Origin of the sequence: Mucilaginibacter sp. (assembly GCF_041660805.1) — a bacterium.
GTDB lineage: Bacteria > Bacteroidota > Bacteroidia > Sphingobacteriales > Sphingobacteriaceae > Mucilaginibacter.
The window spans coordinates 327,814-345,543 of the sequence record NZ_JBAZVP010000003.1 but is presented as its reverse complement, the minus strand read 5'-3'; the positions used below and the strand labels follow the sequence as shown (position 1 = coordinate 345,543).

The window sequence follows — 17,730 nt, the reverse complement described above, 5'->3', positions numbered from 1 at the left end:
ATGAAAGACCGCGAGCAGATAATTAATATCATAAAGGCAAATCAACCGGCATTTAGCCCTTTGCCGGCCACTCAATTTCCGGCAGAAGCCCCCGAACATTTGGTAAGCCAGTTTGCCGATACCCTTACCGGTGTTGGCGGCTTGGTATTTATCGTTGATAGTTTGGCGGATATTCATCAGCATATTAAGAACAACACTTCAGCAGATGATCGTGTGATCAGTAGGATAGGTAGTATTGCAGAGTATAGCGAAGACGTTGATGATTTCCTTTTGCCACATTCTCTGCAAAATGTAGAGTTCGCTGTTTTGAAAGCGCACTTTGGCGTTGCCGAAAACGGTGCTGTATGGCTTACAGAAGAACTAATGGGAAACCGGGTTTTACCTTTTATTTGCCAGCACCTGGTAATTGCCCTGTCTATAAAAGATATTGTTGCTAATATGCATGAGGCTTATGAAAGGATAGGAGATAGTTCTTATGGTTTTGGGACTTTCATTGCAGGGCCGTCAAAAACTGCGGATATAGAACAATCTCTTGTAATGGGCGCACACGGACCAAGAACAATGACCGTTTTTCTTACAAAAGGTTAGCCGTTAGCAGCTTAAATAAATCAGTCTCCAAAAGGAAGGGCAGTTCCATCATTTTGCCAAATAACGCTAACATAGCCTATACACGTATAGGCTATGTTGCTTCTTATCAGAGATAGGTTGCTTTACAAGCGGCGCTTTTACCGGGCGTTTTGCCTCGGTTTAATTGTTTTACTTGTAAAGTGATAACTGCCCGAACCCACTTTCTCTATTTTATAACCCTCTTTTTCCTCATTATCCGGAACAAAGATTGTCGCCGTGGTATTGGCGGGTACATCAACATCTAAATAAAAAGTATTGTCTTGTATTTTCCAGTTAGAGGTTAGTTTACCGTAAGGGGTTTCATAAGTGGTGTTGGTATAGGTTAACTTGCCACCAATGGTAGGTTTAATAATTATCTTTTTATACCCCGGCCCATCTGTCTCCGTATCAATGCCCGCTATTACCCTGTACATCCAGTCTCCTATGGCGCCATAAGCGTAATGGTTGTAAGAGTTCATGGTGGGTGTTTCAAAGGTGCCATCAGGCTTTATGCCGTCCCATCTTTCCCATATGGTAGTGGCCCCCATTTTTATAGGGTATAACCAGGAAGGGTAGCTTTCCTGCAATAGCAGCTTATAAGCAACATCTGCAAACCCAAAACGGCTTAAGGCATGGCATAAATAGGGGGTTCCTAAAAAGCCGGTGGATAGGTGATTGCCATATCTTGTGATGTTGCCGGCAAGCCTTGCCGCCGCCTGGGTACGCAGATTTTCGGGCAACATATCAAATGATAATGCAAGGGCATACGCGGTTTGCGTATCAGATGAGATCAGCCCGTTTGGTGTAACATATTCTTTTAAGTAAGCTGCTTTTATTCTTTCGAGCAAAAGGGAGTAGGTTTCTACATCGGCCTTATTACCTAATGCTGTGGCAGCGTTTATCAGTAATTGGGTTGAATAAGCATAAAAGCATTGCGCTATTAAATATTTGCTGGTTATTGCCGAAGTACCGTCAAGATCATTAATTACGCTGTAAAACAACCAGTCGCCAAAGTGCCAGCCGGTAATCCAAAGATCATTTTTTGCATGCTGCTGTATATAATTAACCCATTGCTTCATACTTGGATATTGATCTTGCAGTAATTTTTTGTCGCCATAAGCCAGGTACATGTTCCAGGGCACAACAGTAGCCACATCGCTCCATCCGCTGCTACCGCCATTTTCGGAATTGTTTTGTTTGAATACATCAGGTATAATATGCGGAATACTGCCATCACTATTTTGATCTGCAGATACATCCTTTAACCATTTAGTGAAAAAGTTATGCACGTTCATGTTAAAAGACGCTGTTCGTGAAAATACCTGCGCATCACCTGTCCAGCCCAGGCGCTCGTCACGCTGAGGGCAATCGGTAGGCACATCCAGGAAGTTTCCTTTTTGGCCCCATTGTATATTGTGCTGTAATTGGTTTAATAATGGATTTGAACAAGAAAATTCGCCGGTTGGCGGCATGGATGAATAAACGGCAACCGCTGTAAAGTCGGCCATATTTAAGTTGCCGGAGAGGCCTTCAACTTTTATATATCTGAATCCCTGCCAGGTAAACTGGGGCTCAAAATATTCGGTACCCTTGCCATTAAGAATGTAGGTGTTTTGAGCTTTTGCGCCTCTTAGGTTCTCGGTGTAAAAATTACCTTCTTTATCAAGTACTTCGGTATGAGATATTTTTATTGAATCGCCTGCCTTACCGTTAACTTTTAACTGTACCCAACCCACTAAATTCTGTCCAAAGTCTATTACTTTTTCGCCTTTGGGTGTTGTAATTACTTTTAAGGCCTTAAAGGTTTCCTGTTTTTTAACAGGTTCGTTATAAGTAGCTATCAAATTTGTCTTGTCGTAATTCTGAACTTTTACATTGGTCCATTCTGCATCATTAAAGCCCGCTTTTGACCAGTCTTTTTGTACCAGGCGGGCATCTATTGTAGCCCCATTATAAATTTCAGCATAACGCAGTTCACCGGTTGCCGATTTCCAGCTTCCGTCAGATACTATAGTTTGATGTGAGCCGTCTGTATAGGTGATTTCGAGCTGAAACAAAAGTCCAACATCTTTTCCGTAATGATTTGGGCTGGATACCAACACGCTTCGGTACCAGCCGCTGCCCAACTTAGCACCAACAGCGTTTGCACCTTTTGCCAGCATTTTTGTTACATCATAAACCTGGTATTGCAGGCGCTTATGGTAGCTTGTCCAGCCCGGGGTTAAATAGGCATCGCCAATCTTCAGGCCGTTTATTTGTGCTTCATATAATCCGTGGGCTGTTATATAAGCAAATGCGCTTTTTATACCTTTATTATTAAGGTAAAAGCCTTTGCGTAACATTGGGCTCGGTTTATTTACGGTATCGCCCGGATAACCCGGCCCTATCCAGGTAGCTTTCCAATCTGCGGTTGATAAAAAGCCCATTCGCCAAAATGCTTTTTCACTCCAGGCAGAAGCATGGCTCTGGTTATCCCATATCTTTACCTGCCAAAAATAAGCGGTACCAGACCGTAGCGCCGGCCCCTGATAGGGCACAAATATCGATTGAGCGTCAGTAATTTTACCGCTTGCCCAAACAAGTTTATTATCATCGGCCGTTCTTACTTTTATTTCGTAAGCTGTTTGCAAGACATTTTTTATGTTTCCGGCTTTTACTTGCCAGCTAAACCTTGGCAACCGACTGTCTATACTGAGCGGGTTTTGTTGATTTTCGGTTAATAACCGAGTAACTTGTAGTTGCGCGAAGCAACTTAAGGCAGATACAAAAAGCAGTAGTGTTAAATAGAGGTTCTTCATTAAGCGCTTATTTTGATGAAAGTATTATTGATCTGTTTTTTTTCTTGAATAATAAAATGCAACGTACAAACCACTCATCCGGCCCGCACATGGTTGCTGATGCAGGCTATTTTAAAAATAGCAGCATACAACAATGTATTTATCCGGTTTATGGTATATTAATTTAAATAGAGAAAAACCGATTAACTATAACCGACTGTAACTATTGAGATATTAATAATTGGTTTACTAATTGACGCGTTTATATTAACAATTGTAAACTTCTTATTTGAAATAACTGTGCTCAACTGTGCCCCGGCATTGTATGATAAAAACGTCTATGTTCCCCTTAAATGGTTTGTCGGTAATTCAATAAATAACGCCCATAGCCCTTTTACGATAATCTGTTGGTGTCATGCCGGTTTTTTCTTTAAACATTTTAGAAAAATAAAAATAACTGTCAAACCTCAGATCATAAGCAACTTGTTTTATAGGGATATCCGGGTTGTTTAAAAGCTCTTTGGCCCGTTCTACTTTTAGCTGGATATAATATTGGCCTGGTGAAAGCCCGGTATAACTCTTAAATGCTTTCCTGAACCACGAATAACCTACCTGCAGTTCTTCAGCGGCTTGTTCAGGCGAAAAATCATTTACTATATTGGAACGGAACAAGAGCCGGGCTTTGTTTATGATCATTTCTTTTTCCTCACATTCTACCGCGTTTTGTTTAAAAATAAAATGAAAGTTCCCCATAATATGGAGGGCCGCACCTGAAATAAGCGGTTGATAACCCGTATTTTCCCGTTTTGTTATCTCGATGATGTTATTAAACAGGCTGAATATCCCTTCATGGAAACCGATGTATATGCTCGGGTTATCAGGCCTCAAAAAGTTTTTCCTTACCAGGTTATCAATAATATCCCCCTTCATACCTATCCAATACTCATCCCACCCGGTTTCGCTATCTGGTTTATAGCGGTGTCTTTCTCCCGGGAAAAGTATAATGATGGTTCCTGCCTTGATCTCACATCGTTTGCAGCTATCCGATTCAAAGATCCCTTTTCCTCTTGTTATATAAATGATCTGGTATTCGTTTAATACCCGCCCAATGTCCCAGTTAAAGTAATGATGGGCCGGGTGATTTTTAAAAGGATATAAGCCTGTAGCCTCTATATGGGTACAACCTGTATTTAAAACACATAAGCCCCAGCTCTCATCCTCGCGGCTTACCGGCAGGTATTTGTAATAATTGATCATTTTAATTTATGCTACTATATGGTTAACAGGTAAAAGGCATGCCCGCTCAGATGGGTAACGATACCTGATAGTAGTGGTTTATATATTAAAAATAATAACAATTTACCCACAAACAAGGTTAATGTCAAAAAATGCAAATAAAATGTCAAAAAGTAGATTTCTTTATGAAATTTACTCGCTGCCCTTATCCGGAACCATAAGAAGGTCGAAATTCAGTTGTTTATTGTTTTCGGGTATAAACGAATCTCCCTCTAATTTACCGAACCGTAGCTTTAAAAAGTCGGTTTTGTAATTACCATAAGTAAAGCCATAGCAGCCTGCAGTGGTTGCAGAATGCAGCACAATGCAGTAAACAGCTCCTTTTTTTAAACGGATAGCCGGGTGTATAGTTTGACGTTTAACCGACCAGCCAATCGTTTCGGCCGGAATAGTTTTGGTAGCTAAAACCTTACCCTTTGGCCTGCCGGAAGTGTCTGAAAGATAAATATCAACCTGCAGGCCCGCATCCGGATAACCGGTTTTGTATGCATTTATATAAACTGTTTTGAGCATACCGCTCCGTGCGGCTGTAAACGATTGAGACCGTTGCAGTCCGTTATTAATATCGCATAAACCTTTAAAGCTGTATTTGCCGCCCGCAGATGGTAGCGTTGTAACCTTGCCGCCCGAAACTTTAAAAGGCTGGTCACAGGTCATTGGTATTATAGAACCATCCGTATTAAATGAGAGCGGGGCCCAGTAATAATTAGCAAGCGCTTCGTTTTTAGCGGCATTATTCCAAAGATCACTGCCAAAAAGATAGACAGTGCCTGAGCTGAGTTTTATTGTTGAAACAAAAGAAGGCTGGCCACCGCAAGAATTGTCGCTTATCCTTTTCCCTTCAGACCATGGCCCCAAAGGCGATTTAGCCGTTTTATAAGATGTACCGGTTCCTGAGCAATACCCACAATTAGGATCGGAATAAACCACATAGTAGATACCATTTCTTTTAAACATACCGGGCGCCTCTGTTTGCCCATTAGTAACCGATTTAACAACCTCTCCGGTACCGGTTAAATAATCATCGCTCAGCTTTTCAATTACAATGGTGCCTTTTGTACGCCAGTCGGTGTAAGCAAGATAGGCTGTTCCGTCATCATCAATAAAAATGTCATGGTCGCCGTTGTTTAAGCCGGCGGCGGGGGCATTGGTATTAACGGCCAGTTTTGGTTCTGCAACTTCTGCAAACGGGCCCACCGGTGTTTTACTGGTAAATACACGGTACCCTGATACGTTATCATAAACGTTTATCCATAATACATACAAATGGGTTTGATGATTATAAACCACATGCGGGCGAAAGCAGCCATAAGTATTGCCGTTGCACCGTGTTTGCCAAACCTTTGTTTTTGCGTCAAATAGATAGCCCTTGTCTGTCCAGTTAAGCATATCTTTTGATGAATAGACTTTAAACCCGCAAAACGGCGCGTTTTTATTACCCCACTCAAAACCGCAATCATAACTGGTGCCGTACAGGTAGTAGGTATTATTAAACAAAGCAATTTCCCCGTCGTGTGCATCAATGGCATCGCCAAGCGTATTATAACGGATCACCTGGTTTCCCTGGTGATCAAAGTTGGTGATAACAATCTCTTTAGGTTTCTGGCTTTTTTGAGCTATCGCTACATCAGGAATAAATGATGATGCAAAAGAAAAGATCAGGCATACTAATATCGCAGGCAAAAATGTCTTGCTGAATTTCATTATTTACGGGTTTAAAATGGCACGAGTCCGCCGGTCTGTAAATGGTTTTGTCCCTGCTAATTTCGGCAAGTTATCAAAATTCGTCTTTATCTCATTTGATAAATATGATGTGTTTTATGACATCCCTGTATTTATAGCATCCAATCTTAAGAATTGCACCGCAAATCCTGCTTCCCCGGTAAAATAATATATATAGTTATTTGTGCGATTTTAAATACCTGTATTACAGACAGTTAAAAATTGTCAAAATATATAAAGCAAATATCAAAACCTGTATTTCCGGCATGCGCTATTGAAATACTTTTGAAAACCAATTTTAACCAAAGCATTCTGTATCCGGTACGGTAATACTTAAACAAAAGAATAACAATCTGATAATGAAATAATTATTGTGCCTATGGTATAAGAATTTTCCTATAAATCTATTTAACCCCTTTAAAGTAACCAACACTAAACGAAAAAAATTATGAAAAAAAGACTTTTACTTTTTTTAACAAGCAGGCATGTTTTCATACTGGCGTTATCGCTTTTATGTTATCTGTCAGCTGCCGCTCAAACGGCCTCAAATATTTCGGGTTCAGTAACAGATTCTGTTACCACAGAACCTTTGGCAGGCGTATCGGTATCAGTACAAGGAACAACCAACGGCACGCAAACAGACACCCGGGGCCGTTTCAACCTGAGTGCAAATAAAGGCGCGATCTTGGTATTTAAATATATTGGTTATACCGAAAGGCGGGTAACCGTTGGGAACGATGCAAATATCGTTTTAAGAATGTCCGCATCTTCACAAGGGCTGAAAGAGGTTGTTGTGCTTGCTTATGGCTCACAGCGCAAAGCGGATATTACCGCGGCGGTATCTCAGGTTGATCTGTCAAAGTCACAGGGCATACCGGCATCAAATGTGGGTCGGCTTTTGCAGGGGCAGGCACCGGGTGTGGTGGCTAAACAAACAACCGGCCAGCCGGGCCAGGAATTGCAGGTTGAAATACGCGGAAACAGCTCATTGGGCGCAACAAGCGATCCTTTATATGTAGTGGATGGCTTTCCGGTGGGGACAAGTGTAGGTAATTCATTGAATTCTAATGATATAGAAAGCATTACTATTTTAAAGGATGCGGCATCTACATCCGTTTACGGATCAAGGGGCGCCAATGGCGTTGTGCTGATAACCACTAAGAGTGGCAAAAAAGAAGGCTATAAACTTACCGTTAGTACAAACAATGGTTTTGCAAATGTGCCCGATTCCAGGCGCATCCACGTATTAAACGGGCAGCAGTTTACACAATTTCAAAAAGATGTGTTTTCTGATAAAATAAGGTATTTTCAAAACAGGGAGCCATTAGAAAGTGAGATCCCGCTTGATTTTAGATTCCCGGAACAAACAAAGGTTTCTACAGACTGGTATAAAGAAATACTGCACCAGAACGCGCCTTTTAGCGATTATAATGTTTCGTTAACAAATGGGTCTGAGAAAGCCAGTTCTTATATTTCAATAGGGTATCTTAACCAGAACGGGTCATTGATCAATACCGGTTTTAACAGGGTTACCGCAAGGGCAAACCTGGACGGCAGACCTAATAAGTTTTTAAACTTCGGGCTGCACTTGTCTGGTGCTTACTCCTGGGCAAAAAACAGTGATGCTGTTGCCGGCGGGTTTGGCAGTAACATTGTAGACCAGGCATTGTTAATGGACCCACGGGAACCGGTATATAACGAAGACGGTTCTTTTAATAATTATATTGGTGGGCATGACAATATTTTTGGCTTTCCAAACCCGGTACAACGCCTAACACAAGAACTTCATAAACAGTATAAAAGCAACCTTACGGCTAATGCTTATATAGATATTAAACCATTTAAAGATTTTAGTTTCCGTACCAACCTTAATGGAATGGTGGACGATATGCGAAATCATGATTTTACACCGTCGGGTGTAGCTGGGTTTAACAGCGCGCCGCCACGCCAGGCAAGCGGGGGAGAATATTTTTATAATTATTTGAATTATGGGATGGATAACCTGCTTACTTATTCGCCAAAGTTTAATAACCATAAACTGGAGGTAACCGTTGGCCATATTTTCCAAAAAAACACCGTAAATACAGGAAATGCAACCGGTACTAAATACCCGGATGATCTGGTGGAATATGTTTCTGCGGCAAACCAGCGCGATGGCAGTTCAGGAATGGCAGCTTTTACTATAGAAAGCTTTCTGTCAAGGGTCAATTATTCATATAAAGATAAATACCTGTTCACAGCCGCCTTTAACCGCGAGGCCAGTTCACGTTTCGGAAGCAATAATCGCTGGGGCAGTTTCCCGTCGGCATCGGTTGGCTGGCGCGTTTCTCAGGAAAGCTTTTTTCCGAAATTCAATTGGCTGGATGATTTGAAGTTTAGAGCGAGCTATGGTATTACAGGTAATAACAACATTGGTAATTATACCTCGCAGGCAAATATCGACCTCAGCAATTATGTACTGGGCAATACGGTTGTTCCGGGTGCAACTATCGGCTCATTTCCAAATACCAATTTGGGATGGGAGCAGTCAAGGCAACTGGATATTGGTTTAGACCTCAGCATCCTGAACGGAAAAGTGAATTTTACGGGTGAGTACTATCGTAAGTTAACAACCAATATGCTCCTTAACGTTGAAGTGCCTGCTGTGGCTGGTTTTGGAAACATAATCACCAACATTGGCAAGCTGCAAAACAAAGGTGTGGAACTGGGTATCAATTACCGCGATAAATACGGGGTAGTAACTTTTAATACCGGCTTCAATATATCCTTTAACAGAAGTAAAGTATTGGCGATAGACGGCGATAGAAATTCATTGCTCACCGGTGCATTTTATGACGGATATAATATAAGCCAGGTAGGGCAGCCAATAGGTATGTTTTATGGTTTTAAGGTGCTTGGAATATACCAGAACCAGGCACAAATAGATGCTACGCCGCACAACCCCAATAATATCCCCGGCACGTACCAGTATTTAGATGGCAACGGCGACGGCGTTATCTCTTATGATACGCAGGACATGGTGGTGATAGGCAACCCTAACCCTAAATTTACCTGGGGATGGAACTGGAACGTTGGTTACAAGCGCTTTGATTTGAGCATGCTGCTGAACGGCTCATACGGCGGGCAAATTTACAGGGCGGTTGATATGAATTTAGCCAACATTGACGGGGTGTTCAATGTGCTTTCTGATGTCCAGAACCGCTGGAGATCTGAACAGAACCCCGGGGCAGGTAAATGGCCGGGCTCCAACACATATTATTTCACCCGGGAAGCCAACTCTGTTTATGTATACAGCGGAAATTATATGTGGATCAAGAATATCACATTAGGTTATACCATACCGAGGGTAAAAAACATATTCGATGCAAAGATTTTTGTGAGCGTGGATAATGCATTCCTGTTCACAAAATATCCGGGAAATAACCCCGAAGTTAATGCAGCCAGGGCCAATAATGGCAATGATGTAATTAGCCCGGGAAGAGATGGCGAGTCTTATCCGGTTCCAAGAACCATATCTATCGGTACCAGAATCAACTTTTAATTTAAAAACCCCGACACGATGAAAAAACTATATAAATTATCATTTTTATTAGGCTTTCTGGCAGTTACATCAGCCTGTAAAAAATCATTTCTTGACCTGTCTGATCCAACAAAAAAGAACGCTGATAAATTTTATCAGACCGAAGACCAGATACAGCAGGCGGTAAACGGCGCATACAGTTCAATGCAGGACCACGTAAACAGTCAATACATTTTTGCCGAAATGTCATCAGACAATACCACTATACAACTAAACCCTTCAGACAGGGGGCAGACAGACCGGGCGGAGGCATTTGAATTCTGGAACTTAACTGCAACTAATGTTAACATAGCCGATCTGTATAATCAAAGTTATAACGCGCTTTATAATATCAATTTCGCGTTATCAAGGATAGACGGTGTAACCGGTATATCTGATAAGAAAAAGGGCCAGTATAAGGGTGAACTTGAATTTATCAGGGCCTATTACTATTTTAACCTGGTGCGTTATTTTGGGCCGGTTGTGCTAATTACCGAACCGCTTGCCAGCTCATCAGATGCTTTCAATACATCACGCAGCCCCGAAGATGCCGTTTACGCGCAAATCATTAAAGATCTTAGTGATGCAGCGGCTAATCTCCCGGCAAAAAGCGAATATGCTGCCACTGATGCGGGCAGGGCATCCAAAGGCTCGGCACTAGGCTTGCTTGGCAAGGTTTACCTTACCATTAAAGATTATGCAAAAGCAGAGAGCACATTACGCCAGGTATTACCACTTGGCTATTCGCTGGTTAATAAATATGCGGATGTATTTGCCACTAATAATAAAAATAACAGTGAATCTTTGTTTGAAGTTCAATATCAGGGCGGTAATAACTTAGGGGAATGGAGCAGTTTTCTTTATTCTTTTGCTCCAAGGAATTCCGAAGGGGCTGTTACCGGTTTCCCAACCAGCCGCCCGCAAGGCTGGAACATTCCTACTAAAAACATTATCAGCGAATTTGAAGCGAATGATCAACGCAAGGCCGTTGCTTTACGGGAAGGCTATACAAACTCTGCCGGGGTATATGTTGCTATTCCTTTTGTTAATAAATATAACCATGCGCATACCATTGAGGGCAGAACAGACGATAACTGGCCGGTGCTTAGATATTCGGATGTTTTGCTCATGCTGGCAGAAGCGATAAACGAACAAAGCGGGCCGGGCAATGCTTATCAGTACATTAATCAGGTTAGGCGAAGGGCAGGGCTTGGAGACCTGGCAGGTTTAAGCCAGGAAACATTCCGTACAGCCATCAGGCACGAACGCCGTGTAGAACTGGCGTTTGAAAACGACCGCTGGTTTGATTTGAAACGCGCATTTACAAACGCGCAAATGGTATTAATTTTAAATGCGCACGGACAGGCAGAAAGGGCAGCGCCCACTGTAGACAGGGGAGGCGTTCCGTTTACCGGTAACGATTATAAGTTTGACGGGTATGAGGCATTATATCCTATGCCTGACAGGCAGTTGTTCCTGGATAAGAATCTGACACAAAACCCCGGGTATTAATATTTAAATGAATTGGTTAATTGGTTGAGAGCTTGGGAAGCTGCCGGTGAAACGCCGGCGCTTCTGCTTGCTTAACAGTGTTATTATCAGTTATAAAACAACATCCCAATGAAAAGATCATTTGCGCTTATCCTCATTTTTTTCAGCTTGATATGTCGGGCACAATCTCCGCAGTTAACGGTAGACTGGAATGATGTGGTTATGACTTCAAGATCAACGCCTACGCTGCAGGTTGTTGGCAACCCTATGCTGCGCCGCAAAGCGCCTATGCATGCTCCCTCTTTTAATGCGCTTAAGGGCTTAGGTGCCGATTTTGTACGTTATGTGCCGTGGTTTCCTTATCCCAAGCTTGCTGTAGCCGAACTTGACCCGCCAACATCTACAAAAACATCATGGGATTTTAGCCTGATAGATCCAATGACCATAGATTTTTTAGAAGCCACACGCGGCCATAGTGTCATCATGAATTTTAGCACTATACCACAATGGATGTTTAAAACCGAAAAGCCGGTTGCTTATCCCGCAGACCCAAACCTGGTGAGCTGGTCTTACGGAGGTGGTACCGAGCTGCGGGACAGCACCATGAAAGAACTAACAGATTACTACGTTAGGCTGGTAAGTTGGTATACCAAAGGTGGTTTTACAGATGAACTTGGAAAGTATCATAAGTCTGGTTATCATTATGAAATACCGTATTGGGAAGTATTAAACGAACCAGACCTGGAACATAGCATGTCTCCGCAAACTTATACCAAAATATATGACGCCATGGTTTCGGCATTAAAACAAGTTATACCTGATGCAAAATTTGTAGGGTTGGCGCTTGCCGGTGAAAAACCCGAATGGTTTGAATATTTCCTGAACCCTGACAACCATAAAGCTGGTATCCCGCTGGATATGATATCATACCATTGCTATGCCAGTGCAAACAGCGGGCAAAAATTTGATGCTTACGAATATGCTGTGTTTGATAAGGCCGAAAATTTTATAAATACTGTGAGATATGTAGAAAGCATCCGGAAACGCTTGTCGCCAAATACAAAAACAGACATTAATGAACTGGGTACATTTGTTAGCGAAGAAATGCGCAAGCAGCCCATACCCCCGGCCTATTGGAACCTTTCGGCAAGCGTTTATGCTTATTTTTTTATAGAACTTACCAAAGCGGGGATAGACATTATCGGCGAATCGCAGTTGGTGGGCTTCCCTACACAATTTCCGGATGTAAGCATGGTCAATTACATCAACAATAAACCCAATGCCCGTTTTTGGGTGCTGAAACTCATAAAAGACAATATTAAAAACGGCAGTAAACTGGTGAAAACAAATGTTGACCAAAATGCGGGGGATAATATTTTAGCACAGGGTTTTAAAGATCCGGACGGTAAGAATATATTGTTGCTTAACAAACGCAATAAAGCGATAAGGTTAATGTTACCGCCCGGGTTTAAAGGGACACAAATAACCGTAATTGATGAAACATCAGGAGACAACGAACCCAAAGCGGTTGCTATTAATACTGACTATGTTGATTTGAAACCTTTTGCTGTTGCACTAATTAAAAGCGCAAATTAAGAAGATATGGAGGCCTGATTAAAATAAAATAAATTTGAATGGGAGCTTTATCCCTAAAACAGGTTTATTACTGGTACATTGATTCAAAGCCCGTTACTTTATAATACTTATATGTTTAGATATTTACTATCCTGCCTGATTACCGTTTATAGCTTTAGTCCGGTTTTTGCGCAAACAACCACATTAAGCTCCGGGTTTCTCCGGCCGCCAAATTCTGCAAAGCCGGGCGTTTACTGGTACTTTATGGATGGCAACATGTCCGCCCGTTCCATTACTGCCGATCTGGAATCTATGAAAAAAGCAGGGATAGGGAATCTTGTATTTCTGGAAGTTAATGTGGGTATCCCGCGCGGGCCGGTTGATTTTTTAAGCGAAGAATGGCAGCAAATGTTTGCTTTCGCTGTAAAAGAAGCCAAACGCTTAGGCATTGAAATAACACTTGGAATTGGACCCGGATGGACCGGCAGCGGCGGCCCATGGGTTAAACCTGCCCAATCCATGCAACACCTGGTAAGCAGCAGCATAACGATAAGTGGTGGCAAAAAGCAAAAAATAATCTTGCCTGTACCCGCTCCAAAAAGGCCCTATTTTGGAGAAGGCGCATTTACACCCGGATTAAAAGAACAGTGGGCCGGTTTTTATGAAGATGTGGCAGTGCTGGCCTATCCCACACCTGTAGCGGGGCAGGCAAAAATAAAAGATATAGATGAAAAGGCTTTGTTTTACCGTGCCCCATATTCATCAGTAGCAGGTGTTAAGCAATATTTACCATCACCAGCCATTTATGAGCAAACGCCGCAAAATACGGCAATTAGTAAAAACCAAATAATTGACCTGACGGCAAAACTTAGTGCCGATTCCCTTAACTGGACTGCACCGGCAGGCAACTGGACAATTATGCGTTTTGGCAGGCGAAACAATGGTGCCATAACACGGCCCGCACCCGTGCCCGGCCTGGGTTTTGAGGCAGATAAGTTTGATACTATAGCACTTAATGCGCATCTGGATCATTATGTCGGTAAGCTTTTAGAAAGAACAGGTAAGCCAACGCCCGGAATTACAGGAGGCTTGAAGGCCCTTCATATTGATAGCTGGGAGATGGGCGCGCAAAACTGGACGCCGCGTTTCCGGGATGAATTTAAAAAAAGGAGAGGTTATGACCCCTTGCCATTTTACCCGGTTTATGCTGGTAATATAGTGGAAAGCAATGAGTTGAGCGAGCGGTTTTTATGGGACCTGCGGCAAACTGCCCAGGAGCTTGTGTTAGAGAACCATGCAGAACAGGTAAAAAAATATGCTCATAGCCAGGGCCTGCAATTATCTATTGAACCTTACGATATGAACCCAACCTCCGACCTCGAATTAGGGAATATTGCAGACATCCCCATGTGCGAATTCTGGAGCAAGGGCTTTGGTTTTAATTCATCATTTAGCTGTATGGAGGCAACTTCTATCGGGCACATAAATGGCAAGTCGCTGATACCTGCCGAAGCTTTTACCGCGCAGGATGAAGTTTGGAAACAATACCCCGGTTCAATGAAAAACCAGGGCGACTGGGCCTTTGCTACGGGTATTAACCGGTTTGTATACCATACTTTCCAAAATCAGTTCCTGGCAGATTCTTTAAGGCCCGGAGCAACAATGGGGCCATACGGTGTACATTGGGACCGTAACCAAACCTGGTGGCCTATGGTTGGCAGTTATCATCAGTATATTACGCGTTGCCAGTATGTTTTACAACAGGGCAGGGCAGTAGCCGATGTATTGTACCTGGTACCGGAGGGGTCACCGCATGTTTTCCGCCCGCCATCATCTGCTATGGATGGCGACCCTGTGATGCCGGATAGAAAAGGATATAATTTTGATGGCTGTTCACCCGGTCAGTTGTATAAAGCCAGTGTTAAAAATGGCATGGTTGTGTTTCCGGGTGGTGCCACTTATCGTATGCTCGTATTGCCTGCCGTAAAGACCATGACGCCCGCGTTGCTTAAAAAAATTATTTCGCTGGTGAATGACGGGGCCCTTGTGGTGGGCAGCCCACCTTTAAAATCACCTGGGTTGTCCGGTTATCCATTATGCGATACAGAGGTGGAGAATATGTCGAAGGAACTGTGGGGATCACTGAGTACGCCTGCTATGCAAACGGTTCATCAATATGGCAAAGGCAAAGTAATATGGGGAGGTGAACTGGAGGAACGAATAGATGCCCTTTACCCAGAATATGATCTTACAGCCGCTATATTAAAGTCAGTTAATTACGCCCGGGATTTTATAGGAAATGGTGATTTAAGATACACCCACAGATTAGTGGATGGTGAGGATGTTTACTTTGTATCTAACAGAACAAATAACGTTGTTGAAACAAGCCCGTTATTCAGAAGTAATACCGGCGCTCCACAACTTTGGGACCCGGTTACAGGTCAAATAAGGCAACTTGCCAATTATTCGGTTAAAGGGGATCTTACAGCGGTGCCGTTAAAATTTGAGGCTTATCAAAGCTATTTTATTGTATTTTCAAAGAGCGTTAAAACAGCCCCTATTGCAGGTAGGAACTTTTCTGAAAACAAACTGATAAAAATCCTGAGTGGCCCCTGGCAGTTAGCTTTCGACCCCAAATGGGGCGGCCCTAAAAAAATTCGGTTTACTAAACTAAAAGATTGGACATTAAGACCGGAGGATGGCATCAGGCATTATTCGGGAACGGCAACATACCGTAAACGTTTTGATCTGCCCCAAATGGCAGGCAGGAAATTTAAAAAGCTTTATCTTCACTTAGGCGAAGTTAACCAGATGGCCCGGGTAAAACTAAACGGTAAAGATATCGGTGTAGTTTGGACAGCACCCTGGCGCGTAGATATTAGTAATGTGGTATTGCAAAAGCATAACCGGCTTGAGATAGAGGTTGTTAATTTATGGGCCAACAGGCTGATAGGTGACGAGCTTTTTATGGACGATGGTGTAAAAAATGAACTTTGGCCCGATTGGTTAAGGCAGGGTACGCCAAGGCCAAGCAAAAGGTACACTTTCTCTACTTACAAATACTATACAAAGGACTCTCCCTTAATAAGATCGGGCCTGGTAGGGCCTGTTACAATACAAGCAAGCAACAATTAACCGGCCGCACCGGAAAAAACAAGAAATTAAGACAGGTAATATCACAATATAAAATGATCAACAGTAACTTAACTATCGGGATATTTGGAATAGGATTAGATGTTTATTGGGAGCAATTCGAGGGGCTTAAAATGGACCTGGAAAGCTATCTGGAAACATTATGTTTAAAATTTGCCGATATGCCGGTAAGCGTGGTTAACACCGGGATAGTAGATACCGTAAATAAAGCTTTTGAAACGGGCAAAAAATTCAGGCAGGAAGATGTAGATCTCGTATTTATATACGTAGGGACGTATGCGCTTTCATCAACCGTATTACCCGTAGTACAAAGGTTAAATGTACCCGTTGTAATACTTAACTTATCGCCGGAAGAGCGCATTGACTATAATAAATTTAACCTGATGAATGATCGTACCCTGATGACAGGTACGTGGCTCAGGTATTGCGCTGCCTGCCCTGTGCCTGAAATTGCCAATGTTTTTAAACGTACAGGGATTAAATTTCATCAGGTAACGGGTATTCTTGAGCACGATGAAGAAAGCAATAAAGAAATAATAGAATGGGTAGAGGCTGCTAATGTTGCCCATATTATGCAAAACAACAGAATGGGCTGCATGGGGAATTACTATTCGGGGATGTTAGATATCTATACTGACCTTACCCTGCAGATAAAATATTTTGGCGGTCATTTTGAGCACATTGAGGTGGAAGAGCTTACCGCTATTAAAGATAAAGTGACACAGGACGAGGCAGATGAGCGCGTGACGCAATTCAGGGAGAAATTTGATATACAGCATGATTGCCTGCCCGAAGAGTTATTGAGGGCCGCCAGAACATCAGTAGCCATGGATAAGCTAATTGCGAAGTACCAGCTTGGATCTTTTGCCTATTACCATAAAGGAACAGGCAGCCAGGGTAATGAAGATACCATGAGCTCAATAATTTTAGGAAATTCATTGCTTACTGCAAATGGTGTGCCGGTTGCCGGCGAGTTTGAGATAAAGAATGCCCAGGCGATGAAGATCATGGACAGCTTTGGTGCGGGCGGTTCTTTTACAGAGTACTATGCCATGGATTATCAGGACGATGTGGTTTTGATGGGGCATGACGGCCCCGGCCATATTGCAATTGCCGAAGGCCGTACCAAAGTAAAACCATTGCAGGTTTATCATGGCAAAGTTGGGCAGGGGCTTTCTGTTGAAATGGCTGTTAAATGCGGCCCGGTTACCTGCCTTTCTATCCTCGAAAAAGGTAACGGCGAATTAATGATGCTGGTTGCCGAAGGCGAATCAGTACAAGGGCCCATTCTCCAAATTGGTAATACCAACAGCAGGTACCGGTTCTCTGTAGGCGCCCGTAAATTTGTTAACGATTGGAATAGTTACGGGCCCGCGCATCATTGCGCGGTAGGCGTTGGGCATATTAGCAGTAAACTCGAAAAACTATCTGCAATATTAGGAATGGATATGGTAAAGGTTTGTTAGCCTGGAGCGCGAAGCCTAAGCAGGTTGCCGGGGTACCTTATTTGATGCCACCGGTTAGCCCTGATCGCAATAAGAAAGTTTATTT

At 42.8% G+C, this 17,730-nt stretch carries 9 protein-coding genes; 6 read left to right on the top strand and 3 right to left on the bottom strand.

Annotated elements, in window-relative coordinates; translation table 11 throughout:
* Positions 1-588 carry a lactate utilization protein C gene (locus WC743_RS06780; RefSeq protein ID WP_373011115.1) on the top strand — a complete coding sequence of 196 codons (588 nt, stop codon included), beginning with the start codon at positions 1-3 and terminating at the stop codon, positions 586-588.
* 137 nt (positions 589-725) lie between these two features.
* Here the strand turns inward: WC743_RS06780 and WC743_RS06775 are convergent, their stop codons facing one another.
* The 3 genes from WC743_RS06775 to WC743_RS06765 form a co-directional block, all read right to left on the bottom strand.
* Positions 726-3,404 carry a family 78 glycoside hydrolase catalytic domain gene (locus tag WC743_RS06775; RefSeq protein ID WP_373011114.1) on the bottom strand — a complete coding sequence of 893 codons (2,679 nt, stop codon included), beginning with the start codon at positions 3,402-3,404 and terminating at the stop codon, positions 726-728.
* Positions 3,405-3,752: 348 nt separating this feature from the next.
* Positions 3,753-4,640 carry an AraC family transcriptional regulator gene (locus tag WC743_RS06770; RefSeq protein WP_373011113.1) on the bottom strand — a complete coding sequence of 296 codons (888 nt, stop codon included), beginning with the start codon at positions 4,638-4,640 and terminating at the stop codon, positions 3,753-3,755.
* A gap of 171 nt (positions 4,641-4,811) precedes the next feature.
* The gene (locus WC743_RS06765) at positions 4,812-6,383 is read right to left on the bottom strand and encodes a family 43 glycosylhydrolase (protein ID WP_373011112.1); all 1,572 of its coding nucleotides are present in this window, start codon (positions 6,381-6,383) and stop codon (positions 4,812-4,814) included.
* A gap of 466 nt (positions 6,384-6,849) precedes the next feature.
* On the opposite strand from WC743_RS06765, the gene WC743_RS06760 reads away from it, so the two are divergent.
* The 5 genes from WC743_RS06760 (at position 6,850) to WC743_RS06740 (ending at position 17,645) form a co-directional block, all read left to right on the top strand.
* Positions 6,850-9,942 carry a SusC/RagA family TonB-linked outer membrane protein gene (locus WC743_RS06760; protein ID WP_373011111.1) on the top strand — a complete coding sequence of 1,031 codons (3,093 nt, stop codon included), beginning with the start codon at positions 6,850-6,852 and terminating at the stop codon, positions 9,940-9,942.
* Positions 9,943-9,960: 18 nt separating this feature from the next.
* Complete coding sequence (locus tag WC743_RS06755; protein ID WP_373011110.1) at positions 9,961-11,472, top strand: RagB/SusD family nutrient uptake outer membrane protein; 1,512 nt, start codon at positions 9,961-9,963, stop codon at positions 11,470-11,472.
* A gap of 108 nt (positions 11,473-11,580) precedes the next feature.
* Complete coding sequence (locus WC743_RS06750) at positions 11,581-13,047, top strand: glycosyl hydrolase family 39 (protein ID WP_373011109.1); 1,467 nt, start codon at positions 11,581-11,583, stop codon at positions 13,045-13,047.
* A 111-nt stretch (positions 13,048-13,158) separates the two neighbouring features.
* A complete protein-coding gene (locus tag WC743_RS06745) occupies positions 13,159-16,161 on the top strand; it encodes a glycosyl hydrolase (RefSeq protein WP_373011108.1) in 3,003 nt (1,000 codons plus the stop codon).
* Between the two features lie 53 nt (positions 16,162-16,214).
* Entirely contained in the window at positions 16,215-17,645 is a 1,431-nt protein-coding gene (locus tag WC743_RS06740) for an arabinose isomerase (protein ID WP_373011107.1), read from the top strand.
* Positions 17,646-17,730: the final 85 nt, after the last annotated feature.